The organism is Pseudomonas sp. PDM28 (assembly GCF_019219115.1).
GTDB lineage: Bacteria > Pseudomonadota > Gammaproteobacteria > Pseudomonadales > Pseudomonadaceae > Aquipseudomonas > Aquipseudomonas laurylsulfatiphila.
Genome location: NZ_JAHUWG010000002.1, coordinates 652,486 through 677,835 on the forward strand (window position 1 = coordinate 652,486; position 25,350 = coordinate 677,835).

Annotated in this window: 16 protein-coding genes; 10 read left to right on the plus strand and 6 right to left on the minus strand. The window is 61.6% G+C overall.

Going from position 1 to position 25,350, the window contains the following annotated elements:
* Positions 1–23: 23 nt before the first annotated feature.
* Positions 24–800: a substrate-binding domain-containing protein gene (locus KW841_RS06100; RefSeq protein WP_102701837.1), complete on the plus strand. Its 777-nt coding sequence runs from the start codon at positions 24–26 to the stop codon at positions 798–800.
* On the opposite strand, the gene KW841_RS06105 is transcribed toward KW841_RS06100, so the two are convergent.
* Entirely contained in the window at positions 790–1,704 is a 915-nt protein-coding gene (locus KW841_RS06105; protein ID WP_102701806.1) for a LysR family transcriptional regulator, read from the minus strand. The two genes, KW841_RS06100 and KW841_RS06105, sit on opposite strands and share 11 nt — an antisense overlap.
* Positions 1,705–2,075: 371 nt before the next feature.
* On the opposite strand from KW841_RS06105, the gene KW841_RS06110 reads away from it, so the two are divergent.
* Positions 2,076–2,405, plus strand: a complete 330-nt coding sequence (locus KW841_RS06110) for a hypothetical protein (protein WP_218474463.1) — start codon at positions 2,076–2,078, stop codon at positions 2,403–2,405.
* Between the two features lie 230 nt (positions 2,406–2,635).
* On the opposite strand, the gene KW841_RS06115 is transcribed toward KW841_RS06110, so the two are convergent.
* Together KW841_RS06115 and KW841_RS06120 are read right to left on the minus strand one after the other, a co-directional pair.
* Positions 2,636–10,870: an S-layer family protein gene (locus tag KW841_RS06115; protein WP_218474465.1), complete on the minus strand. Its 8,235-nt coding sequence runs from the start codon at positions 10,868–10,870 to the stop codon at positions 2,636–2,638.
* A gap of 89 nt (positions 10,871–10,959) precedes the next feature.
* The gene (locus tag KW841_RS06120) at positions 10,960–11,247 is read right to left on the minus strand and encodes a PilZ domain-containing protein (protein WP_218474468.1); all 288 of its coding nucleotides are present in this window, start codon (positions 11,245–11,247) and stop codon (positions 10,960–10,962) included.
* Positions 11,248–11,557: 310 nt separating this feature from the next.
* On the opposite strand from KW841_RS06120, the gene KW841_RS06125 reads away from it, so the two are divergent.
* From KW841_RS06125 to KW841_RS06135, 3 genes are all read left to right on the plus strand, one after another.
* Positions 11,558–12,115 carry a DNA-binding response regulator gene (locus KW841_RS06125; RefSeq protein ID WP_371319492.1) on the plus strand — a complete coding sequence of 186 codons (558 nt, stop codon included), beginning with the start codon at positions 11,558–11,560 and terminating at the stop codon, positions 12,113–12,115.
* Positions 12,116–12,354: 239 nt separating this feature from the next.
* Positions 12,355–14,163 carry a monovalent cation:proton antiporter-2 (CPA2) family protein gene (locus KW841_RS06130; protein ID WP_218474470.1) on the plus strand — a complete coding sequence of 603 codons (1,809 nt, stop codon included), beginning with the start codon at positions 12,355–12,357 and terminating at the stop codon, positions 14,161–14,163.
* A gap of 158 nt (positions 14,164–14,321) precedes the next feature.
* A complete protein-coding gene (locus tag KW841_RS06135; RefSeq protein ID WP_218474473.1) occupies positions 14,322–15,419 on the plus strand; it encodes a DNA alkylation repair protein in 1,098 nt (365 codons plus the stop codon).
* A gap of 133 nt (positions 15,420–15,552) precedes the next feature.
* Here the strand turns inward: KW841_RS06135 and KW841_RS06140 are convergent, their stop codons facing one another.
* A complete protein-coding gene (locus tag KW841_RS06140) occupies positions 15,553–16,440 on the minus strand; it encodes a LysR family transcriptional regulator (RefSeq protein WP_218474475.1) in 888 nt (295 codons plus the stop codon).
* 132 nt (positions 16,441–16,572) lie between these two features.
* On the opposite strand from KW841_RS06140, the gene KW841_RS06145 reads away from it, so the two are divergent.
* The gene (locus KW841_RS06145) at positions 16,573–18,219 is read left to right on the plus strand and encodes a GMC family oxidoreductase (RefSeq protein WP_218474477.1); all 1,647 of its coding nucleotides are present in this window, start codon (positions 16,573–16,575) and stop codon (positions 18,217–18,219) included.
* A gap of 214 nt (positions 18,220–18,433) precedes the next feature.
* Entirely contained in the window at positions 18,434–20,056 is a 1,623-nt protein-coding gene (locus KW841_RS06150; RefSeq protein ID WP_218474479.1) for an MFS transporter, read from the plus strand.
* Between the two features lie 53 nt (positions 20,057–20,109).
* Here KW841_RS06150 and KW841_RS06155 read toward each other — a convergent pair whose 3' ends face one another.
* Complete coding sequence (locus KW841_RS06155; protein ID WP_218474482.1) at positions 20,110–20,478, minus strand: DUF427 domain-containing protein; 369 nt, start codon at positions 20,476–20,478, stop codon at positions 20,110–20,112.
* Positions 20,479–20,736: 258 nt separating this feature from the next.
* On the opposite strand from KW841_RS06155, the gene KW841_RS06160 reads away from it, so the two are divergent.
* From KW841_RS06160 to KW841_RS06170, 3 genes are all read left to right on the plus strand, one after another.
* Complete coding sequence (locus KW841_RS06160; RefSeq protein WP_256357715.1) at positions 20,737–22,683, plus strand: DNA topoisomerase III; 1,947 nt, start codon at positions 20,737–20,739, stop codon at positions 22,681–22,683.
* Between the two features lie 194 nt (positions 22,684–22,877).
* Positions 22,878–23,381 (plus strand): GNAT family N-acetyltransferase, encoded by a 504-nt coding sequence (locus tag KW841_RS06165; RefSeq protein WP_218474486.1) that lies wholly within the window; start codon positions 22,878–22,880, stop codon positions 23,379–23,381.
* Between the two features lie 523 nt (positions 23,382–23,904).
* A complete protein-coding gene (locus tag KW841_RS06170; protein WP_043302583.1) occupies positions 23,905–24,234 on the plus strand; it encodes a hypothetical protein in 330 nt (109 codons plus the stop codon).
* A 216-nt stretch (positions 24,235–24,450) separates the two neighbouring features.
* Here KW841_RS06170 and cynR read toward each other — a convergent pair whose 3' ends face one another.
* Entirely contained in the window at positions 24,451–25,332 is an 882-nt protein-coding gene (gene cynR / locus KW841_RS06175) for a transcriptional regulator CynR (protein ID WP_218474489.1), read from the minus strand.
* Positions 25,333–25,350 lie beyond the last annotated feature (18 nt).

The window sequence follows — 25,350 nt, forward strand, 5'->3', positions numbered from 1 at the left end:
TGCCCTTGATCGAGAACACAATCATGAAAAAACAGTTCGGTTTTGCCGCCATCGCGTTGGTGGCCAGCCTTGGATTGAGCGGTATTGCCCAGGCTGAAGAGATCCGTGTGATGACCTCCGGCGGCTTCACGGCGGCCTACAAGATCCTCGGCCCGAAGTTCGCCGCCGCCACCGGCAACACCCTCGACACCGCACTCGGTCCCTCCATGGGCAAGGCGCCGGAAGCGATTCCCAATCGCCTGGCCCGCGGTGAGCAAGCCGACGTGGTGATCATGGTCGGCTACGCACTAGACGATCTGATCAAACAAGGCAAGGTCGACCCTGCTTCACGGGTCGAACTGGCGGATTCGCGCATTGGCCTGGTGGTGCGCGAAGGTGCACCGAAGCCGGACATCGGCAATGTCGAGGGCCTGAAAAAGACATTGCTCGAGGCGAAATCGGTGGCCTACTCCGACAGTGCCAGCGGCGTGTACATCGAGCAGCAGTTGTTCAAGCGCCTGGGGATCGAAGACCAGCTCAAGCGCAAATCGACCATGGTGCCGAAAATCCCCGTGGGCTCCGTGGTTGCCACCGGCGACTATCAGTTGGGCTTTCAGCAGGTCAGCGAATTGTTGCCGGTGCCGGGGGTCAGTTTCGTGGCGAAGATTCCGGAGTCCGTGCAATCGGTGACCCGGTTTGCCGCCGGCATCCCGGTAGGGGCACAGCACCCGGCCGAAGCCAAGGCCTTGCTGGAATACCTGGCCTCGACCCAGGCCCAACCGGACGTGAAAGCGACCGGACTGGACTCGGTCAGTCGCTGACCGACGGCTGCAGGACTTTCATCTCCACCACCAGCCGTTCCAGCTCCAATGCCGCCGGGGTCAGGGTTCGACCCCGGCGCTTGATCAGACCGACGCTGCGCATCACTTGCGGATCGGTCAGCGGCACCCGCGTCAGGATCGGATGATCCGCCGCCGGCATCGCCATCAACGGCACCGCCGCCACGCCCAACCCGGCCTCCACCAGACCAATCATGGTGGTCACATGGCGGGTTTCACAAATACTCGACCGCTGCGGCACCACACCAGTCAGTGCCTGATCCAGCAGAAAGCGGTTGCCCGAGGTTTTATCCAGCGAGATGTAATCCTGCCGATAGAACTCGTCCCAGGTGACACTGCTGCGCCCCGCCAGCGGATGATCGCGCCGGCACGCCACGACATACCCTTCCTGCACCAGGGGCTCGAAATCCACTTCCGCTTCCAGCGTGCCCATGAAGCTCAGGCCGAAATCCGCTTCGCCATTGACCACCGCGCTCAAGACGTCGTGGGCGCTGGAGTCCAGCACCTTGACCTTGATCCGCGGAAACTGCCGGTGATAGTGCGCGATCACCCGCGGCATGAAGTAGTAAGCCGCCGAGGGTACACAGGCGACCGTGACGTGGCCGAGCCGGGTCGAAGCAACTTCGCTGATGCCCAGCAATGCCACGTCCAGATCGTCCAGCAGGCGCTCGACGCTGGGCATGAAACCCCGTCCGGCCTGGGTCAGGCTGACCTTGCGCGTGGTGCGCTCGAACAGGCGCACGCCAAGGGCATCTTCGAGTTTTTCGATCCGTCGGCTCAACGCGGGCTGGGAAATGCGCACCGTATCGGCGGCCTTGCGAAAGCTACCCTGCTCGACCACGGCACGGAAAGCTTGCAGGTCATTGAGGTCGAAGTTGATCGCCATGGCGTTACCCGGAAACGAGGCAGATTGATCAGCTTATTCTATGAGTGTAACCAATTGATGCAAAGCGCTGTGGGTTGGGCCGATCATTTTCACTGGGATTTGATTTTTTTCAGATCAGTTGAGAAACGGCCGATCGGCCCTCATACACATGACGCGCAGCAGAAGCTCGACCGGTTGAATCCACAGCCAGAAGCGGACAGTCGAACGTGCGCCCGAACCCAAAACGCCGGCATCTCCCCGCCTGTTTTTTTGTTGAATAGTCTGTTTGAGGTATTACCGAGGGCTGAGTTTGATCAACCATGACGCCCGTATTTTCCCACGTGTCTGCACGGTTGCTTCATCCAACAATCACAACGAGGCGCTTGATAGCTATGGAAAAAGTCATCTATCTGCTGTGGCGTGATACTCAAGTCAGTCCTGATACCTTCAGCCATCGCCTGCGCAGTGAAGTCGCCGGGCAATTGCTGGCACTCGGTGCCTGTGGTGTGCAATTGAACCTGTCCGATGCCGATGTGCAGCCCGCAGCCGGACTGCGCCAGGAAAACAACCGACCACTGCCCGATGCCAGCCTGTCGCTGTGGCTGGACAGTGCCAACGGGGCGAAATTCCAGCGTAACCTGGCGACGATGATGGACAGCTGCAGCCGATTCATCGATTTCGACAAGATCGACGTGCTGCCTACCAGCCAGTACTGTCTGTAGGACCGGGTAATCGCCAAGCGTGCCCCCGGATCACAGCCTTATTCAGACTACTGAGTGAGGTGGTTATCGAAACCCCTTTGCTGACTTCGATGGGATGACCGCTTGACGCGCTGAGCAAGTCAGTCAACCCACATCGAAGTTCTTGAAAATACCTCCCACAGATCCCGTCGTGGATTTATCCGCGATGGGGTCTGCCACCGCACAGCAACGAGCGGCTGGCAGCAAAAGCATCAAACCGCCAGGATAAAGTCCGCCTGATCGATACCTGCACTGCTGACCCCGACAAGGCGAATAGAGTCCACGCCGATCCCGATCACCGTGTCCGCCCCGTCAGCCGCAATGCTCACGTTGGCAGCGAACGACTCGCTGTTGATCCCCGTCCCCGCAATATTGAGCAAGTCCTGCCCTCCGCTCGGATTGATGTCGAAGTCCTGGATCGAGTCGTTGCCGAAGCCTGCCGCAGCAAACATGAAGGTATCGTTGCCGAGACCGCCATAGAACGTGTCGTCGCCCTGCCCGCCGAGGAACAGATCGTCACCCGCACCGCCGACCAGCGTGTCGTTGGCCAGACCGCCCAGCATCCTGTGGTTTGCCGCCGCTGCATCGTAGGCCAGCTCACTGCCACTGCCCTCGGCGTTCGCCTGCAAACCCGCCGCCGCGTATTGGCCATTCAGCGCGATCTGCGCCGCATGCGCGCCGTCGCTCACCATCAGCAGGCCGCCGGTGCCTGTGTCATTCGCTGCATAAGTGATCTGCGTATCGGCGCCGAACGCCACATCGCCAAAGTCCAGCTTGTCACCTGCGGCAAAACCGCTGACGCTGCCACTGAACGCCGTCGACACATCGAGCTTGAGCGTGCCTGCCGCGCCGCTGTCGAACGTCACATGCTGATCGGAGGCCGCACCGAATTCCAGCATCGCCGAACCGCTGATAGTCGCGCTTCCCGCGCCTGCGGCCTCTCCGTGGATGGTGATATTGCCATCGTTCGCCCACAGGCTACCGCTGTTGACGAGCGCACTTTCAATCACCAATCCGCCGCTGCCGCTGGCTTGCAGCACCCCCGTGTTGGTGACGGCGCTACTGCCGGTATCGATCACCAGCGCATTGACGCCGCTGGCAAGGATCAGGCCCGAGTTGACCAGCATCATCTGCCCCGCGCCCAACTGGCCGGCACCCGAGATGGTGTTGTCGGCATTGGTGAGTACCGTGTCGGCGCTGCCGCCGAAGATCACGTTGTGCGCGCTGTCGGACAGAACCACCTGCCCGCCACCGGTCAACGTCGCACCACGGAACAGAATCTCGAGTTCGGCCTCGCTGCCGGTGGAGCCGAGCGCTATGGTGCCGCTGTTGTCGATGCTGCCACCGAACGGCATGATCGCACCGTCGGCAATGGTGAGGGTGCCCGTATTGGTCGTGACCGGGTCCACATCGAACTGCAGGTTGGCCCCGCTCAACGCTGCCGCATCCACACCGTTGATGGTGATCGTCTGGTCGGCGCTGATGCTGAGCACGGCATTACCGCTCGCGTCGTTGACGATACTCACATCCGCAAAATCGTTGACGCCGGTGAAGCCGATCAAGTCGATCTTGTCCGCCGCCGCATCGAAGCTGTAAATGACGTTGTTGCCGATCGGCCGGGCGAATACGAAAGTGTCGGCACCGGACGAGCCGGTCAGGTTGTCGTCGGTGGACAAGGCGAAGATCGGTGCGTCCGGGGCATAGATTTCGACGTTGTTGAACACGTAGGCGCTTGCGGTGCTGCCGTCGCTGTTGTTCCAGTACAGGTTGACATCGAGCACCAACGCACCGGCAAATTCGCTTGGCGTTGTCACAGTCAATGCGCCGGGATCGCAGGTCTGCACGGTCCAGGTGCCATCGCCATTGTCGGTTCCTGCATTGAACACCCACCCCGAAGGAACACCGCCGATGGTCACCGTCACGGGGCCGCTGATATCGGCCAGTGGAACGTTAAGAGCCAGATTGACGGGTTCGCCGGCAACGCCTGCCGGAAGGTTTGCACTGCTCCCGGCCGCACCAGGATTACCCGCCAGGTCGGTGTAGCTGTTCGCGGCAACGTCGACTTTTATGCTGCCGCCCAGCGTTCTGGTCAGCGTTGCCGTGTAGGTATCGCCGTCAACCTGGGTAAAGTTACTGAAGGTTCCGCGTGGCGTTCCGCTCGTTGTCGTCACGGCTACATCAGACAGGTTGAAACCGCTCACCGTCTCACTGAACTGGAATGTGACCGTCGACGTTGAACCCATCGAACTGCCTAAGGCAGTCCCTGTCACTGTCACCGTTGGCGCCACGGTATCAACTGGCGTTTCAACGACGTTCTGCACGTTCACCGTAATCGTCTGCGTGTCGACTCCGCCATTGCCGTCGGACACCTGAACGTCCACAACGTAGGCGTTGTCGCCGTCAGTACCACCGACATCCTGGGCATTCTCGTAATCGGGCGCCGAGTTGAACGTCAGCACCCCGCTCGAACTGATCGAGAACTTGCTGAAGTCCGTCCCGGCCGTATTCAGGAGCGAGTAGCTCAGCGTCTGCGCCGGCAGATCGGCATCGGTCGCCAGCACTGTCGTAACCGCCGTGGTGTTCTCCACCACATTGACCGAAGCCGTCGTACCACCACCGTTGGAGCTGATCACCGGGGAGTTGTCGTTGACGCCCGTCACGCTTACCGCGATTGCCTGGTCGTCAAACAGCGTACCGTCCGACGCCCGCACAATCACGTCATAAACGTTGTTCGGTCCCGAATCAGTCGGTGCTTCAAAGTTGGGTGCAGAGATGAAGCTCAGCACGCCTGTGCCTGAAACGATCGAGAACTTCGCGGCATCCGCTCCGCCGACGATGCTGTAGCTCAGCGTTTGTGCCGGCAGATCAACATCTGTTGCCGCCACTGTCGAGACCGCCGTGGTGTTCTCCGCCACATTGATCGAAGCCGTCGCACCGCCACCGTTGGACGTGATCGTCGGTGAGTCGTTGCTGCCGAGGATATGCACGGCGACCGAAGTGAGGGTGCCGTCGGCACTGCTCACCGCGAAGGTGTCGGTGTAGGTGGTGCCCGCGGCGAACTCGTTGTGGGCGGAATTGGCGACGTAGGTCCAGGCACCGTCGGTGCCGATGGAGAACTGGCCGTAGCTGCCGGCGGTGTTGGTTTGGGCGACGAAGGTTGCGGCGCTGTCGACGTCGCTGATGGTCAGGGTGCCGGCGGTGGAAATGTCGACGGCGGCATTGGTCTCGGTGAGGTGGGCGATGTCGGCGGACAGCACGGCCGCATCGTTGGTGCCGAGGATATTCACGGCGACCGAAGTGAGGGTGCCGTCGGCACTGCTCACCGCGAAGGTGTCGGTGTAGGTGGTGCCCGCGGCGAACTCGTTGTGGGCGGAATTGGCGACGTAGGTCCAGGCACCGTCGGTGCCGATGGAGAACTGGCCGTAGCTGCCGGCGGTGTTGGTTTGGGCGACGAAGGTTGTGGCGCTGTCGACGTCGCTGATGGTCAGGGTGCCGGTGGTGGAAATGTCGACGGCGGCATTGGTCTCGGTGAGGTGGGCGATGTCGGCGGACAGCACGGCCGCATCGTTGGTGCCGAGGATATTCACGGCGACCGAAGTGAGGGTGCCGTCGGCACTGCTCACCGCGAAGGTGTCGGTGTAGGTAGTGCCGGCGGCGAATTCGTTGTGCGCGGAGCTGGCGACGTAGGTCCAGGCACCGCCGGTGCCGACGGAGAACTGGCCGTAGCTGCCGGCGGTGTTGGTTTGGGCGACGAAGGTTGCGGCGCTGTCGACGTCGCTGATGGTCAGGGTGCCGGTGGTGGAAATGTCGACGGCGGCATTGGTCTCGGTGAGGTGGGCGATGTCGGCGGACAGCACGGCCGCATCGTTGGTGCCAAGGATATTCACGGTGACCGAAGTGAGGGTGCCGTCGGCACTGCTCACCGCGAAGGTGTCGGTGTAGGTAGTGCCGGCGGCGAATTCGTTGTGCGCGGAGCTGGCGACGTAGGTCCAGGCACCGCCGGTGCCGATGGAGAACTGGCCGTAGCTGCCGGCGGTGTTGGTTTGGGCGACGAAGGTTGCGGCGCTGTCGACGTCGCTGATGGTCAGGGTGCCGGTGGTGGAAATGTCGACGGCGGCATTAGTCTCGGTGAGGTGGGCGATGTCGGCGGACAGCACGGCCGCATCGTTGGTGCCAAGGATATTCACGGTGACCGAAGTGAGGGTGCCGTCGGCACTGCTCACCGCGAAGGTGTCGGTGTAGGTGGTGCCGGCGGCGAATTCGTTGTGCGCGGAGCTGGCGACGTAGGTCCAGGCACCGCCGGTGCCGATGGAGAACTGGCCATAGCTGCCGGCGGTGTTGGTTTGGGCGACGAAGGTTGCGGCGCTGTCGACGTCGCTGATGGTCAGGGTGCCGGTGGTAGAAATGTCGACGGCGGCATTAGTCTCGGTGAGGTGGGCGATGTCGGCGGACAGCACGGCCGCATCGTTGGTGCCGAGGATATGCACGGCGACCGAAGTGAGGGTGCCGTCGGCACTGCTCACCGCGAAGGTGTCGGTGTAGGTGGTGCCGGCGGCGAACTCGTTGTGGGCGGAGTTGGCGACGTAGGTCCAGGCACCGCCGGTGCCAATGGAGAACTGGCCGTAGCTGCCGGCGGTGTTGGACTGGGCCTGGAAGCTTTCCGGGCTGTCGATATCGCTAATGGTCAGGCTGCCGCCGGTGGTCAGCGGAGCATTGGTTTCGCTCAGCGTAACGCTGGCGGAGGACAGCACGGCGGCATCGTTGCTGCCGGTGACGGTGATATTCACCAGTTGGGTGTCGACGCCGCCCAGGCCATCGCTGACCTGCACGCTGAACACTTCGTTGTGACTTTCGCCCGCCTTCAGTGACTGCACCGCACTGGCGACACCATCGGTGCCGTTGGCCAGGGTGTAGGTCCACTGGCCGCTGTTGTCCACTGCGATCGAGCCGTAGGTGCCGGTTGGCGAGCCATTGATGCTCCAGGTCGCCGTGGCGTCGTGATCGATGTCGGTCGAGTTGAACTGGCCGGTCACGCTGAGCGTGGTGTCTTCCTGCACCGCGCCCGCATCATTGCCCGCTGCGAAACTGAGCACGGGTGCATCGTTGCTGCCGGTGATGGTGATGGTCACCTGCTGGGTGTCGAGGCCGCCGAGGCCGTCGCTGACCTGCACGCTGAACACTTCGTTGTGACTTTCTCCCGCCTTCAGTGACTGCACCGCACTGGCAACGCCATCGGTGCCGTTGGCCAGGGTGTAGGTCCACTGGCCGCTGTTGTCCACTGCGATCGAGCCGTAGGTGCCGGTTGGCGAGCCATTGATGCTCCAGGTCGCCGTGGCGTCGTGATCGATGTCGGTCGAGTTGAACTGGCCGGTCACGCTGAGCGTGGTGTCTTCCTGCACCGCGCCGGCATCGTTGCCCGTTGCGAAACTGAGCACGGGCGCGTCGTTGCTGCCGGTGATGGTGACGGTCACCAGTTGGGTGTCGAGGCCGCCCAAGCCGTCGCTGACTTGCACGGTAAACACGTCTTCATGACTCTCGCCCGCCTTCAGCGACTGCACCGCACTGACCACCCCATCGGTGCCGTTGGCCAGGGTGTAGGTCCACTGGCCGCTGTTGTCCACGGCGATCGAGCCGTAGGTGCCGGTTGGCGAGCCATTGATGCTCCAGGTCGCCGTGGCGTCGTGATCGATGTCGGTCGAGTTGAACTGGCCGGTCACGCTGAGCGTGGTGTCTTCCTGCACCGCGCCCGCATCATTGCCCGTTGCGAAACTGAGCACGGGTGCGTCGTTGCTGCCGGTAATGGTGACGGTCACCAGCTGGGTGTCGACGCCGCCGAGGCCGTCGCTGACTTGCACGGTAAACACCTCATCATGGCTCTCGCCCGCCTTCAGTGACTGCACCGCACTGGCCACCCCATCGGTGCCGTTGGCCAGGGTGTAGGTCCACTGGCCGCTGTTGTCCACGGCGATCGAGCCGTAGGTGCCGGTTGGCGAGCCATTGATGCTCCAGGTCGCCGTGGCGTCGTGATCGACGTCGGTCGAGTTGAACTGGCCGGTCAGGCTGAGCGTGGTGTCTTCCTGCACCAAGCCGGCATCATTGCCCGTTGCGAAACTGAGCACGGGTGCGTCGTTGGTGCCGGTCAGGGTGATCGTCACCGTCTGCGGTGCCGAGGTCGCGTTGCCCGTACCGCTGTCGTCGGTCGCCACCACGGTGTAGGAGAAGCTGATGGTTTCACCGGCGCTCAGGAAGTCCAGGTTCTCGCTGCTGCTGTAGTTCCAGCCGGCCTGATCGACCGAGAAGCCGGCCACCAGCGCCGCGGCCTGTGCCGCACCGAGGGTGCCGCCGCTCCAGGCGATGTCATTGTTGGCGGTCTGGCTGACCGTCACGACGTCGTTGCTGTCCAGATCAGCAAAACTCAGCGCCCCGCTGTCGCTCAGCGTGGCTGCGCCATTGCCTTCGTTCATCGCCCCGGTCGTGTCGACGATGCTCAGCGTCGGCCGGTCGTTGGTCCCGGTCAGGGTGATCGTCACCGTCTGGGGCGCCGAAGCGGCGTTGCCCGTACCGCTGTCGTCGGTCGCCACCACGGTGTAGGAGAAGCTGATGGTTTCACCAGCACTCAGGAAGTCCAGGTTCTCGCTGCTGCTGTAATTCCAGCCGGTTTGATCGACCGAGAAGCCTGCGACCAGCGCCGCGGCCTGCGCCGCACCGAGGGTGCCGCCGCTCCAGGCGAGGTCGTTGTTGGCGGTCTGGCTGACCGTCACGACGTCGTTGCTGTCCAGATCAGCAAAACTCAGCGCCCCGCTGTCGCTCAGCGTGGCTGCGCCATTGCCTTCGGTCATCGCCCCGGTCGTGTCGTCGATGCTCAGCGTCGGCCGGTCGTTGGTGCCGGTCAGGGTGATCGTCACCGTCTGGGGCGCCGAAGCGGCGTTGCCCGTACCGCTGTCGTCGGTCGCCACCACGGTGTAGGAGAAGCTGATGGTTTCATCAGCACTCAGGAAGTCCAGGTTCTCGCTGCTGCTGTAGTTCCAGCCGGCCTGATCGACCGAGAAGCCGGCCACCAGCGCCGCGGCCTGTGCCGCACCGAGGGTGCCGCCGCTCCAGGCGATGTCATTGTTGGCGGTCTGGCTGACCGTCACGACGTCGTTGCTGTCCAGATCAGCAAAACTCAGCGCCCCGCTGTCGCTCAGCGTGGCTGCGCCATTGCCTTCGTTCATCGCCCCTGTCGTGTCGTCGATGGTCAGCGTCGGCTGGTCATTGCTGCCGGTCAGGGTGATCGTCACATCCTTGGTCACCGTCGCCCCGAAGTCGTCGGTCAGCGTCACCGTGAACACTTCGGTCTTGGTCTGCCCCTCGGCCAGGTACTGCGCCGCGCTGTTGTTCAGCGTATAGGTCCAGCCCACGCTGCCCGCCGCGTCGCCCGTGCTCTCGTCGCTCACAGTGGCCACCAACGTACCCAGCGCACCGGACGGCGTGCTCACGCTGGCCACATGGGCGTCGTCGGCCAGGTCCACGTCGCCGAAGGCGAAGCTGCCACTGGCCAGCGTGGTGCCGTCTTCGGTCACCGCAGCGCTTTCGACTTCTGCTGCCGTCACCGTCGGCCCGTCGTTGGTGCCGGTGATGGTGATAGTCACATTCTGCGTTGCCGACGAACCATGACCATCGCTGATGGTGACCACGTAGGTTTCGGTAACTGTCTGTCCCTGAGCCAGGTACTGCGCCGCCACATTGCTCAGGTTGTACGTCCATTGCACCGAACCGTCGGCCGCGTTCGCAGCTTCGCTCACCGGCGAGAGCTCGAACGTACCAAGATGAGTAGCGTTGCCCGCCACCGGTGCGAACGTCGCCATGTGCGTGTCACTCAGGTCGACGTCGGTAAACACAATCGTGCCGCTGGCCGTCAGCGAGTCGGTCGCGCTCGCAGTGGTGGCGGCGTCTTCGGTCACCGTGCCGGCCTGCGCGCCGAGGCTGATCGTCACACCATCATTCACGCCCGAGAACTGCACTGTCGCGGTGGCCCAACTGAGCGTTCCGTTGCCCAGACGAATCGCATAGGTAAAACTGTCCGTCAGGACCTCGCCCGCAGCAAGCGACTGGAGTTGTGCCTTGAAATCAGAGGAGAAAGTAGCGGCGTCGTAGCCGACCTTACCGTCCGGGGTGATCCAGATCTTTGCACCATTCTTACTGGTGTCAGAACTCATCGCCTCAGCCCTCGCCGTATCCTGGGTCAGGAGGTCGGCCGGAGCGTAAGCCTTGGTGGCAGTAGAAAGACTGTCCGCGTTGTCGAGTGACCAAAGTGTCTTCGCGTTACCGCCGAGGTCATTGGACATGACGTCCCAATACATAACCCCCAGCAGATTTTCAGTGGTGGTAAAGACGTCATCCTTCGCCTGCGGCGTGTTGGAAAACGAGGTAACGGTTCCGCCGCTGGTAGTGGTGGTGCTAGCCATGTCTTTCTCCCAAGAATGTCACTCAGAGCAAAAAACCGCTGTGGGCCGCCAACAGCCGCAAGCCGATCCTCGCTCAACCCACAAACACTTCACTCCACCGGTACCAGCCGGCTGGCCAGTAGCTTCACGCCCACCCCGGCCCTGCCGCCCAGCGACTCAATGCGCACGATTTGTCCTCGCGCCTTGAACTTCATGGGGCCGCCGGGAGTGTCGAGTTCGATCTCGAAGTCAATCAAGCTACCCACCTGCTGCTCGCTATCGGTTTCGAAATACAAACCGGAGGCGCTGATGTCACGGGTGACACCGTTGCCCCCGCCGATCAGTTGCAGCGACAGGGTGACGTGTTCACGGGGCTCAATGCGGAGTGTGTCTTTCATGTCGGCAGTCTAAAAACCACCGCTGTTTATTACATGAGCGCGATATCCCCTTTTTTCTGGGAGTCAATCACCCATCAAAACAGTGTTTTACGGGACAAATGTCATGGGAGGGGGGAGTCAAGCGCTATGGAAAAAGCTACGGACTGCAACGATTGCTATCATGATCAGCTAACACAACCCGCCTAAAGGGGCAGCGACACGCATGCCAATTCAAGTCCTGTTAGTAGCTCTACCGCTCGTGGCCTGGGGCCTTGAGCGTCTGGTGGAAAGTGCTCGACCAAAGTTGGCGCTGGCGGGTTCGGTGTCGTCGGTGGCGCAATACCTGCTTTCGCCGCACCAATACGCGCCGGATGTGGTGGTGCTGGACCTGGACAGCGAGGACTGTATCGAGTCGCTCGCCGACTTGCACAGCCAGACCAAAGCCAGGATTCTGGTCGTGACCGGGTCGAGCGACGTGGCACTGCATGACAGTGCGGTGCTGGCGGGCGCACGTGGCGTGGTGGATAAGCGGGATTCGGCATCCGCATCAACATTGCTCAAAGCAATAGAAAAAGTGCATGAAGGCGAACTCTGGATTGACCGCAACGCGACCAGCCGTATCTTTCTTGAACTGGCACGCAATAAAGCCGAGCGCGATATAGACCCGGAGCAACAAAAAATCGCCAGGCTGACGCGCCGCGAGCAGCAAACCATTGCGTCGCTGGCCCGCGACCCCTCAGCGCCTGGCAAGTTGGTGGCCGAAAAGCTGCACATCAGCGAGCACACACTGCGCAATCATTTGACATCGATCTACAGCAAGCTGGGCCTGACGAACCGCGTAGATCTGTACGCCTACGCACACAAGCATGGGCTGTCCACAGGCGACTGAGGACAGCGGCAACACGCCGGGCGTATTGCCGCTGTCTGACCTTGTCCCGAAACGCCAGCGCAGGTCATTCGCCGATTCTTTCCGGATTTATCGAGAACCCGATCTACCCCTCCCATCTCCTGCGAGGCCGGCAAGATTCGCCATCAATCGACATGACAGACCACTCCCGCAGTGGATCTTCACAGAACCCGACCTTATCCTTGACGCCCCCCGCTGTCCCGAGTCCTGGAGTTTCGCCCATGCCCCATGAAGGCAACCTGCTACAAGCCGCTGTCGTGTTCCTGATGGCGGCCGTGCTCATCGTTCCATTGGCCAAGCGCCTGCAGCTGGGGGCGGTCCTGGGCTATCTGTTTGCCGGGGTGATCATCGGCCCGTCGGTGCTGGGGTTGATCGACAACCCGCAAAGCGTCGCGAACATTTCCGAACTCGGCGTGGTGTTGCTGCTGTTCATCATCGGCCTGGAGCTGTCGCCGCGACGCTTGTGGGTGATGCGCAAATCAGTGTTCGGCGTGGGACTGGCGCAAGTACTGCTGACCGGCACGGTGATTGGCGTGGTGGCTTTGTGGTTGTTTGGCCAGCCGTTGAACACCGCGATCGTCCTCGGCCTGGGCCTGGCGCTGTCGTCCACGGCGTTCGGCCTGCAAAGCCTGGCTGAACGCAAGGAACTGACCAGCCCCCACGGGCGATTGGCGTTCGCGATCCTGTTGTTTCAGGACATCGCCGCAATCCCGTTGATCGCCATGGTGCCGTTGCTGGCCGGTGGCGATCACAGCACCAGCGCCAGCGAAAACCTGAACCACGGCCTGCAAGTGCTGGCCAGCATCGCCGTGGTGGTGATCGGCGGGCGTTATCTGCTGCGACCGGTGTTCCGCGTGGTGGCCAAGACCGCATTGCCGGAGGTCTCCACCGCCACGGCGTTGCTGGTGGTGATTGGCACGGCCTGGTTGATGGAGCTGGTCGGTATTTCCATGGCCCTTGGCGCCTTCCTCGCCGGCCTGCTGCTGGCAGACTCCGAGTATCGCCATGAACTGGAAGCCCAGATCGAACCGTTCAAGGGCCTGCTGCTGGGGCTGTTTTTCATCAGCGTCGGCATGGGCGCGAACCTGAGCCTGTTGCTGAGCACGCCGGTCGCGGTGCTGGGCCTGACCCTGCTGCTGATCGCGATCAAACTGCCGCTGCTGTTTATTGTTGGCCGCCTGGCCGGAGGGTTGAAGAACGTCAGTGCGATCCGCCTGGGTATCGTGTTGGCGGCCGGTGGTGAATTTGCCTTTGTGGTGTTCAAGATCGGTCGCGACCATGGGCTGTTCGCCGCCGGGCTGTATGACTTGCTGGTGTTGACCATCACCCTGTCCATGGCCGTGACGCCGCTATTGTTGCTGATTTGCGCACGCCTGGTCAGCCCTAAAGTGCAACCGGTGGAAGTACCGGAGAAGTTCCGTGAAATCGACACCGACGCACCACGGGTGGTGATCGCCGGGATGGGCCGCATGGGCCAGATCGTTGCGCGGATTTTGCGCGCGCAGAACATCAAGTTCGTGGCCCTGGACACCTCGGTGGAAACCATCGAACTGTCCCGCAGCTTCGGTGGCGTGCCGGTGTTCTACGGCGACCCGATGCGCCCGGAAATCCTCAGCGCGGCCAAGGTCGGCGAAGCCGAGTTTTTTGTGATCGCCACAGACGACCCGGACACCAACATCAAGACCGCCGAGCTGGTGCGCAAGCTCTATCCGCATATGAAAATCATCGCCCGCGCCCGTAACCGTCAGCATGTGCACCGGCTGATGGACGTCGATGCTCACGCTGTGCGCGAGACCTTTTTTTCCAGCCTGGAAATGAGCCGGCAAACCCTGATCGGGTTGGGATTGACCCAGGCCCAGGCCGATGCACGGATCAAGCGTTTCAAGCAGCACGACGAAGAGGTGCTGGAAGCCCAGCACGCGGTGTATGACGACGCGGTGAAAGTGATGCAGACGGCGCAGGAAGCGCGGGCGGAACTGGCCAGGTTGTTCGAGTCGGATCAACTGCAGGAGCAGGCGGGCAAGAAATGAGGTGACTATTCGGGCCTCATCGCGGGCAAGCCCGCTCCCACAGTTATTTCGGGTGTCCTTGATTTTGCGTACATCCATTAATCCTGTGGGAGCGGGCTTGCCCGCGATGAACGATGACGCGGTGCATTGGATAAACAATCATTTCAAAGGAATCCACCATGGCTGACGAATCCTCCCCCGCCCTCAAGGAAATCTTCAACACCGAGCGCCTCCAGCACATCGCCACAGAAATGACGGCGGTCTATCCGCCATTCGAGGCCAGGCGCTTCCTGAAGCTAGCCCAGTCCGACCTGGCAGACCTCAGCGTCATGCAGCGCATGGCCCGGGTCAGCGAATGCCTGCACGCGGTGTTGCCGCTGGACTATGAAGCATCGCTGCAGGTGCTGCGCGCCCTCGCCCCGCGCCTGAACAGCGGCTTCGTCAGCATGTGCCTGCCGCACTACGTCGCCAGTTACGGCGCCCATGCGTTCGAGCAGTCGATGGATGCGCTGAAGTACTTCACCGCTTTCGGCTCTTCGGAATTCGCGATCCGCCACTTTCTGCGCAGCGACCTCGAACGTTCGCTCGAGCTGATGCACGACTGGTCACTGGATGACAACGAACACGTACGCCGCCTGGCCAGTGAAGGTTGCCGGCCACGCCTGCCCTGGTCATTCCGCCTGGAACCCGTCCAGGCCGACCCGACACTCGCCGCGAAGATCCTCGACAACCTCAAGGCCGACACCAGCCTGTACGTGCGCAAATCCGTGGCCAACCACCTCAACGACATCACCAAGGACCACCCCGACTGGGTGCTGGACCTGATCGAAGGCTGGTCGCTGGACAACCGGCACACCGCATGGATCGCCAGGCACGCCCTGCGCAGCCTGATCAAACAGGGCAACCAGCGGGCACTGGCAATTATCGGCGCGGGCGGCAAGCCTGAAGTCGAGATCGTCGATGTGAAAGTCGAACCGCCGGTGATTGGCCTGGGGGAAAAGATCACCCTGTCGTTTGCCATCAGATCCACCGTTGAAAGCAGCCAGCGCCTGGTGATCGACTACGCCATCGATTACGTCAAGGCCAACGGCAGCACCTCGGCGAAGGTCTTCAAGCTCAAGGCGCTGACGCTGCCCGGCAACGCCAGCGAAGCCGTCAGCCGTGGGCAGCACATCAAGGAACTCACCACCCGCCGGCATTATGCGGGGCGCCATGCGGTGCATGTCATGGTCAATGGAGAGCGGTTGGCCAGCACGGCGTTCGAGATTCTTGCTTAAACCTCACGATGGATATTGGATGTTCCGCCGCCTTCGCGAGCAAGCCCGCTCCCACAGGGATCTGCTGCGTTACACAGTGGGTGTGAACAACACAAAAACCTGTGGGAGCGGGCTTGCCCGCGAAGGCATCAGGTCAGCCACCCATTAGCAACCCCTGCTCCCGCTCACACAACTCCACCACATAATCCCACAACACCCGCAACCGCACCGACTTGTGCAACTCCCGGCGAGTGCTGATCCAGTAACTGCGCTGGATGCTTTCGTCCGGCAACAGCGGCACCAGTCCCGGATCGGCACTGGCCATGTAACACGGCAACACCGCAATCCCCAGACCCGAGCGCGCAGCCTGTTGCTGGGCGATCACGCTCGTGCTGTGAAACACCACCTGCGGGTTGCGGCAGAAGCTGTTGAGGAACATCAATTCCTGGCTGAACAGCAAATCATCGACGTAGCCGATCCACGCATGACGCCCCAGGTCCTCGCGACTGCGCAACGGCGGCGAACGATCGAGGTACTCCTGGCTGGCATACAACGCCAGGCGATAGTCCGTGAGTTTGCGGGTGACCAGCATGTCGGCGGCCGGGCGTTCGAGGTGGATGCTGATTTCCGCCTCGCGGTTGAGGATGCTGACAAACCGAGGCACCGCCACCAGTTCCACTTCCAGCCCCGGATAGCGTTCGAACAAGCCGTTCATGCGACTGGCCAGGAACATAATGCCCAGGCCTTCGGTCACCCCGACGCGGATCTTGCCCAGGGGCGCGGTGGATTGGGTGATTTCCTCCTGGGCCAGCAGCGCCACGTTCTCCATCGCCTCGGCGTGTTTAAGCAACGCCTCGCCCGCCGGGGTCATCTCATAACCCTGGGCATGCTGAACGAACAATGCCGTACCCAGGCTCTTTTCGATGGCCTCGATGTGTCGCGCCACGGTGGCATGGGTGGTGTTCAAGCGCCGGGCAGCCGTGAGCAAACGCCCGCTGCGCTGCAATTCGAGAAAAAACCGCAGGTCATTCCAATCGAACATGAAGCGTCCTTGTTCGTTGCCGTTCGGGATGCTGTTTAAAAACGCACAGCGGCTGCGCAAAAACTAACATTCTTTTGACGAAAGCTAACAACTAGGATGACAGACAACAAGAACAACAAAACGAGGTCAGGGATGCAGGCTTCCCTTGATGAATACGATTACATCGTGGTCGGGGCCGGGCCGGCCGGGTGTCTGCTGGTCAATCGACTGTCGGCCAATCCTCAACATCGCGTGTTGTTGCTCGAAGCCGGCGGCCGCGACAACTATGCGTGGATTCACATCCCCGTGGGTTACCTGTACTGCATCGGCAACCCGCGCACCGACTGGTGCTTCAAGACCGAAGCGCAACCGGGCCTGCAAGGTCGCGCCCTGAGCTATCCGCGCGGCAAGGTACTGGGCGGCTGCTCATCCATCAACGGCATGATCTACATGCGCGGCCAGGCAGGTGACTACGACCGCTGGGCCGCCGACGGCAACCCCGGCTGGAGCTGGCAAGACGTGTTGCCGCTGTTCAAGCAGAGTGAAAACCACTTCGCCGGCGCCGCCGAATTTCACGGCGACGCGGGTGAATGGCGAGTCGAACGCCAGCGCCTGTCATGGCCGATTCTCGACGCCTTCCGCAGTGCCGCCGAACAAAGCGGCATCGCCAGCGTCGATGACTTCAACCAGGGCGACAACGAAGGTTGCGGCTATTTCCAGGTCAATCAGAAGGCCGGCATCCGCTGGAACGCGGCCAAGGCGTTTCTCAAACCGATTCGCCAACGCCCCAATCTCACGGTGCTGACCGGTGTCGAAGTCGACCGCGTGCTGCTGGACAATGGCCGTGCCTCTGCAGTCAGCGCCCGCTGGCAAGGCGAGGTGAAGGCCTTCAAGGCACGCAAGGAAATCGTCCTCTGTGCCGGCTCGGTCGGATCGCCAGGCATCCTGCAACGCTCCGGCATCGGCCCGCGTCCACTGCTGGAACGGCTGGGCATTGGCGTCGCCCATGAACTGCCCGGTGTCGGCGGCAATCTGCAGGATCACCTGCAACTGCGCCTGATCTACAAGCTGGAAAATGCCCGCACCCTGAACCAGATGGCCGGCAGCCTGTGGGGCAAATTGGGCATGGGCCTGCGCTACCTGTATGACCGCAGCGGCCCGCTGTCCATGGCGCCGAGCCAGTTGGGCGCCTTCGCCCGCTCGGGGCCGGAACAGACTTCAGCCAACCTCGAATACCACGTGCAGCCGCTGTCGCTGGAGCGCTTTGGCGAACCACTGCATGCGTTCCCGGCGTTCACCGCATCGGTCTGCGATCTACGCCCGCAAAGCCGTGGCCGGGTGGATATCCGCTCGGCTGACCCGCAACAAGCACCGCTGATCCAGCCCAATTACCTGAGCCACCCGGAAGACCTGCGGGTCGCCGCCGACGCCATTCGCCTGACCCGGCGCATCGTCGCCGCGCCGGCCCTGCGCGCCTTCAATCCGGTGGAATACCTGCCCGGCGCCAGCCTGCAAAGCGAGGAACAACTGCACGAAGCCGCCGCGCGCATCGGCACCACGATTTTCCACCCCGTGGGCACCTGCCGCATGGGCAACGACGCCGAGGCCGTGATCGATGCGCAACTCAAGGTCCATGGCATCCCCGGCCTGCGCATAGCCGATGCCTCGATCATGCCGCGCATCACCTCGGGCAACACCTGCTCGCCGACGCTGATGATTGCAGAGAAGGCTGCGCAGCTGATCCTCAACCCCGCCACAAGGAGCACCACACCGACAATGGAACTGATCGCACACCTCTGAATCCTGCGCGCCCCCTGTAGGAGCGAGCTTGCTCGCGATGGTCGTCAACGATAACGCTGTAAACCTGACACCCACGTGCGCTCTCAGGTTCATCGCGAGCAAGCTCGCTCCTACAAGTAACGAGTACGCCCGATACATCGCAACAGCGGCACCAGCCCTCAAGACTGGCGCCGACAGTGGAACAACAAAAACAATCACTGTGAGGGATACCGGTATGTCAGAAAATGTTCAAACCCTGGAAGCCGTGCGCAGCGCGGGCACCAGCCAGGAAACCCAGAAAGTCATCTTCGCCTCGTCCCTCGGGACCGTCTTCGAGTGGTACGACTTTTTCCTCTATGGCGCCCTCGCGGCGGTCATCAGCAAGCAGTTCTTCGCCGGGGTCAACGACACCACGGCGTTCATCTTTGCGCTGATGGCCTTCGCCGCCGGCTTCATCGTCCGACCGTTCGGCGCGCTGGTGTTCGGCCGGTTGGGGGACATGATCGGGCGCAAGTACACCTTCCTCGCCACCATCATCCTCATGGGCCTGGCGACGTTCTGTGTCGGGCTGCTGCCGACCTACGCCAGCATCGGCATCGCCGCGCCGATCATCCTGGTGGTACTGCGCATGCTCCAGGGCCTGGCCCTGGGCGGTGAATACGGTGGCGCCGCGACCTATGTCGCCGAGCACGCGCCCATGGGCAAGCGCGGCTTCCACACCAGCTGGATTCAATCCACCGCGACCCTGGGCCTGCTGCTCTCGCTGCTGGTGGTGCTGGGCTGCCGCTACTTCACCGGTGACCAGTTCGAAGTCTGGGGCTGGCGCATTCCGTTCCTGTTTTCCATCGTGCTGCTGGGCATCTCCACCTGGATTCGCCTGAGCCTGCACGAGTCGCCGGCCTTCGTGAAAATGAAAGAGGAAGGCAAGCTGTGCAAACAGCCGATTCGCGATTCCTTCGGCAAATGGGAAAACCTCAAGGTGGTGTTGATCGCGCTGTTCAGCATCAATGCCGGGCAAGCGGTGACCTTCTACGCCGCGCAATTCTATGTGCTGTTCTTCCTCACCCAGTTCCTGAAAATGGACCCGGCCGTGGCCAACGGCTTGCTGATTGTCAGCGTGACCATTGGCGCCCCCTTCTTCATTTTCTTTGGCTGGCTGTCGGACAAGGTCGGGCGCAAACCGGTGCTGATGATCGGCCTGCTGCTGGCCACCGCGCTGTACTTTCCGATCTTCAAGACCCTGGCCCACTACGCCAACCCGGCCATCGACCAGGCCAGCCGCCAGGCACCGATCACCGTGATGGCCGACCCGGCCACCTGCACCTTCCAGTTCGACCCGGTGGGCAAGGCGAAATTCGACAGCCCCTGCGACAAGGTCAAGACCTTCCTGGTCAAGCAGGGCCTGCCGTACCAGAGCGCAGCGGCCCCGGCCGGCAGTGACGTGCAGGTGAGCGTCGGCGACGTGAAGATCGATGGTTTCGACGAAGCCGCCCTGCGCGGTGCCGTGACCCTCGCCGGCTACCCGCAACAGGCGGACATGCAGCAGATCAACAAACCGATGATCGTGGCGCTGATTGTCGCGCTGATCATCATCTCGGCCATGTGCTACGGCCCGCTGGCGGCGTTGATGGTCGAGCTGTTCCCGACCCGCATCCGCTACACCTCGATGTCCCTGCCCTACCACATCGGCAACGGCTGGTTCGGCGGCTTCCTGCCGACGGTGTCGTTCGCGCTGGTGGTGTACACCGGGGACATCTTCTACGGGCTGTGGTATCCGGTGGTGATCACCGGGGTGAGCCTGGTGGTGGGGATGATATGCCTGCGTGAGACGCGTAACGTGGATCTCGACAAGAACTGAGGTTATGCCTGCCGACGAGGGAGCTGACTCCCTCGTCGCGGCGATCCCCTCGATCAGACCTCGGAGTCAAGCAACTCGAACTTCACCTGATCCGGGTAGAACGCCACGTATTCGCGTATCTGCTCCACCGATATCTTGGGGTTCTCATAACTCCACACCGCATTGGCACTCTCATGCCCCGGCACCTGCAGACTGAAATAACTCGCATCGCCCTTGTACGGGCAATAGCTGGTGTGGTCGGTGCGGGCGAAATATTTCTCGTCGATATCCTCTCGCGGCACGTAGTACACCGGCGGGTAGTTGGCCTCCAGCAACACCAGGGCCCGCGCCGAGGCGGCTACTTGAATACCGTGAAACCTCACCAGCAGACAGCCAGGCTGCTCGGCGATGGTGATGACAGGACTAGGACCGGAGCTTTTCATGGAATACGTTCCTCATGACGGTGATGGACCTGCAAATCGATGATGTGGGAGCGTGGCTTGCCCGCGATGGGCTGCGCAGCAGCCCCAAAACCTGAGACCACGGTTTATCAGGTATAACCCAAGTTTTACCCTCGCGACGGCTTCGCAGCCGAACGGGAGCTACACACCAGGCTGTACATCCATACAGATAAAGATTGCTCCATCGTCCATCAAGCGCCATTCTGTGCACCCCTGACACATAGATCGACGATGGTGGTTATGCGGCTGTACCTCTGTGAAAAACCTTCCCAGGCCAAAGACATTGCGGCAGTCCTCGGCGCCCGGCGCCGGGGCGATGGCTGCTGGCTGGGAACGGATGTCACGGTGACCTGGTGCATCGGCCATCTTCTGGAAACCGCACCACCGGATGCCTACGACGCGCGCTACAAGCGCTGGGTGCTGGCCGACCTGCCGATCATTCCCGAAAAGTGGAAAATGACCGTCAAGCCGCGTACCGCCAGCCAGTACAAGGCGGTCAAGCGCCTGCTCGGTGAGGCGAGCGAACTGATCATTGCCACGGACGCCGACCGTGAGGGCGAGATGATCGCCCGGGAACTGGTGGAGCATTGCCGCTATCGCGGGCCGATCCGCCGCCTCTGGTTGTCGGCCCTGGACGATGCGTCCATCCGCAAGGCCCTCGCGGCATTGAAACCGGGCAACGAGACGTTCAGCCTCTATCACTCGGCCCTGGGGCGTTCCCGGGCCGACTGGCTGATCGGCATGAACATGAGCCGGCTGTTCACCTTGCTGGGGCGCCAGTCCGGCTATCAAGGCGTGCTGCCGGTGGGCCGGGTGCAAACGCCGACCTTGCGCCTGGTGGTGGATCGCGATCGCAGCATTGCCGACTTTGTGCCCGTCCCCTATTGGGCCATCGATGTGCAACTGCTGCACAACGGCACCCCGTTCACCGCGCAATGGCGAGCGGCATCCGATGTTTGCGACGATCAGGACCGCTGCCTGAACCAGGCGCTGGCACAACAAGCGGCAGACGCCATGCGCGGCGCGGCCAGTGCGCGGGTGATCAAGTTGCGCACCGAACGGATGCGCGAACTGGCCCCGCTGCCGTTCGACCTGGGCACCCTGCAGGAGGTCTGCTCAAAGAAGCTCGGCCTGGGCGCCCAGGAAACCCTCGACATCGCCCAGGCGCTGTACGAAACCTACAAGGTCATCACCTATCCGCGCAGCGATTGCGGCTACTTGCCCCTCAGCCAGCACAGCGAGGCACCGGCCATTCTGGCGGCGTTGCGCCAGGCCGACCCGGCGTTGAACGCCTTGCACGATCACCTTGATCCGCAACGGCGCTCACGGGCCTGGAACGATGCCAAGGTCAGCGCTCACCACGGCATCATCCCCACCGCTGCAGCGAAGAACCTCGACAAGCTGGCAGGCAAGCAGCGCGCGGTCTACGAGCTGATCCGCGCGCGATACCTGGCGCAGTTCCTGCCCAATCACGAATACGACCGCACCCAGGCCGACTTCGATTGTGCCGGTGAAGCCTTGCGCGCTGTCGGCAAGCAGATCATCGAGCCGGGCTGGAAACGCGCCCTGCCCGAGGCACTGGCTGCGACCAAGGGACGCGAAGCTCCAGCGCCACAGACACTGCCCAACCTGGCCGAAGGCATCGATTGCGCAGTGGCCGGCGTGCAACTCAAGGACCTCTGGACGCAACCGCCAAAGCCGTTCACCGAAGGCGATCTGATCAAGGCCATGAAGAACGTCGCCAAACTGGTGGAAGACCCGCTGCTCAAGCAAAAGCTCAAGGACACCACCGGCATCGGCACCGAAGCGACCCGTGCGTCGATCATCCAGGGCCTGCTCGACCGTGGTTATCTGGTCAAGAACGGCAAGGCCCTGGCCGCCACGCCGGCCGCGTTCAGCCTGATCGACGCCGTGCCGCGGGCCATCGCCGACCCGGGCACCACGGCGATCTGGGAACAGGCCCTGGACATGGTGCAAAGCGGGGAAATGAGCCTTGAGGAGTTCGTCACCAAACAGGCGACGTGGATGAGCAAGCAGGTCAGCCGTTGCGCCGGACTGAGCCTGACCATCAGCGGTCCACCGCCCAGCGGGTCCGCCGCAGCCCCCTGGAAGAAAAAGCGCAAGAGCGCCCCGCGCAAACCCGCGAGCGGCACCCGGCGCAAGTCAAAACCGGCAAGCAAAACATAGACCTGACACTGAGCCTTTGTGGCGAGGGAGCTTGCTCCCGTTGGGCCGCAGAGCGGCCCCATTCCCTAACAAAATGAATGGGCCTGCTGCGCCCGAACGCGGACCGGTCCAACGGGAGCAAGCTCCCTCGCCACGGATCGTGCGACGCCGGCCATAATCTATGGTGTCCCTTGACCGGTCAGGAGCCACTACGTATGTCTTCAATAGAACTGCACGCCGCCCAACGCGACGAACTGGAAACCATCGAAAACCTGATGCAGTTCTACACCTACGACTTCAGCGAATGGCTACCGCTAAAGCTGGGTGAATCCGGATTCTTTAACATCCTGCCCATGCCGGAGTATTGGCGACACCCGGCCACCCGCCCTTATCTGATCAAGGTCGACGGGGAACTGGCCGGCTTCGTGACCGTGGATAACCGGACTCATCTCCCCGGTGCCGACTACAACATCGGTTATCTGTTTGTCAGTCGACGCTTTCGTGGCCGGGGTGTCGCGCGATTTGTCGTTTCCACCCTCTTGAGCCAATTACCCGGTCAATGGCAGATTTTCCATCTCGAGGCGAATCAGCCGGCGCGCCTGTTCTGGGCCACCGTGATGCCGGGGCTCGGCGTTGGCGGGCTCAACTTGCATCAGCAGGTGGTAGACGGTCATCCCTGCACTTTTTACCGCTTTGAGTGTCCGCCTTTGTCGTCCTGATCGACACACCCTCGTCTCCCCCCGCTAATTCCGAACAGCTTTGTCCGACAATATGTAGTGACTGAAAATAATCACTACAAAACCGTTGACGCCTCCGTTTTGCCCTTGCATGATGCAGACGTCTCCCCGATCGGGAGTACAGGCAACACGTTTGAGCAAGCTCGTCTGACCGCCGAGCTGTTTTTCCCGGATACACGCTGCCCACAAGGCAGATTGAAGAAGCTGACCTGGCCTGAACGTCCAGTACAAGGGCGAGAAGTCTTGGCGAGCAATCCTCATGATGCTTGTGGCCGACCCTGAAAATGTCGGCAGTGGCCTTAAGGTTTTCGCCGCTTCTCTTCGTTGTGACGCTATTGCGTAGCAGTTATTCAACAAGACTACATGCAACAGACGCAGGACCCCGCCCGATAAGGCGGTCGAACGCTGACGTCCTGGTTTCGGTGCCAGGGATCAACTAACCGATGGGCTACCTGTATTAGCGAATCAACTTTGAAAGATCACCAATTGGTCAAGGGGCTTTATGATGAATCTGAACAATCAACCAACTATCGATGAACTGGCTCGTATGTTCGCTGCAAAGAAAGACAGCCACGACAGCCATATTCTCTGGATCAGCAAGTGTGGCCAGGTTCATATCGACTGCCTGTCGCCGCACGCCCACGAAGCAGAGTTCGACCAGAACAACCAGAACCTGCTGGCCCGACTGAAGATGTACCGTCGCGGCCAGGGCTATGTTGGCAAGAAGGCCGCGGCCGACAAGGACTTCATCGGTAATGTTCTGCAAACCCTGAAACAGGCCTGGGCCTCGATGCAGAATCAGAACGAAGTTCGGGTGATTGACCGGTTCTACTAATTGAATGAGTCGTCACTGACTTATTGAAAAACAGGGCCTGCTCCCAATAAGGAGCAGGCCTTTTTTTATGCTGGAAATTCCGACTCACCACAGTTCAAATGTGGGAGCGGGCTTGCTCGCGAAGGCGGTGTGCCAGATAACACTATGTCAACTGATACACCGCCTTCGTCGGAACGCCGCCCGGAGCAAGCCCGCTCCCACAGGGTTTTGTAGTGGTTATGAAAAACCGGTCCCCAACACCAGCTCCACAAACGCCACCGACGCCGCACTGTGGTAGTTGTTCTTGCGCCGCAATAACGCAGCCCCGCGTTCAGGCGCGGCTCCCAGCATGGACAATTTGTGCAGTGCCCGATCCTGCGTGGCGATGGGTTCCGGCAGGATGGTGGCGATGGCGGAATGCCGGATGACTTCCAGCAGCGTGTTGACCGAGTTCACTTCAATCACCACTTTGGGCGTGATGCGTGCCTCTGCAAAATACTCATCGATGCAGGTGCGGGTGATGTAGTCCGGGGTCAACAGCGCAAACTCAAGTTGAGCCACCTCTTGCGCGGACAACGCGTCCTGATGCTCGTAAAGCGGATGATCGCATCCGACCATCAGCCCCAGGGTTTCGGTAAACGCCGGGATCGATTCGATCTCGGCGCTGCGCACCTGATCAAACGCAATCGCGACGTCCAGCGAATCATCCGCCAACCCGGCCTCGATTTCGTCCATCGACAACTCGAAAATCTCCAGGTGGATGTTCGGGTAGCGCGCCACGTAGTCGCGCACCAGCGGCCCTACCAGATAAGCCATGAAGGTCGGTGTCATGGCCAGGCGCAAAGTGCCACGGGACAAATCCTTAACGTCATGCAACGCACGCTTGCCCGCCTCCAGCTCCACCAGTACCCGCCGCGCGCATTCAATGTAAGCCTGGCCGGCATCGGTGGGCCTGACCGTGCGCGAGGTGCGGTCGAACAGGCTCACACCCAGTGATTCCTCCAGTTGGCGGATCTGCTGCGACAAGGTCGGCTGGGACACATGCAGCACTTCGGCGGCGCGCGTGAAACCGCCCTGGTCGGCCACCGCCAGCAGGTAACGCAAATGGCGAAGCAACATCGGACTCTCCATCTATAG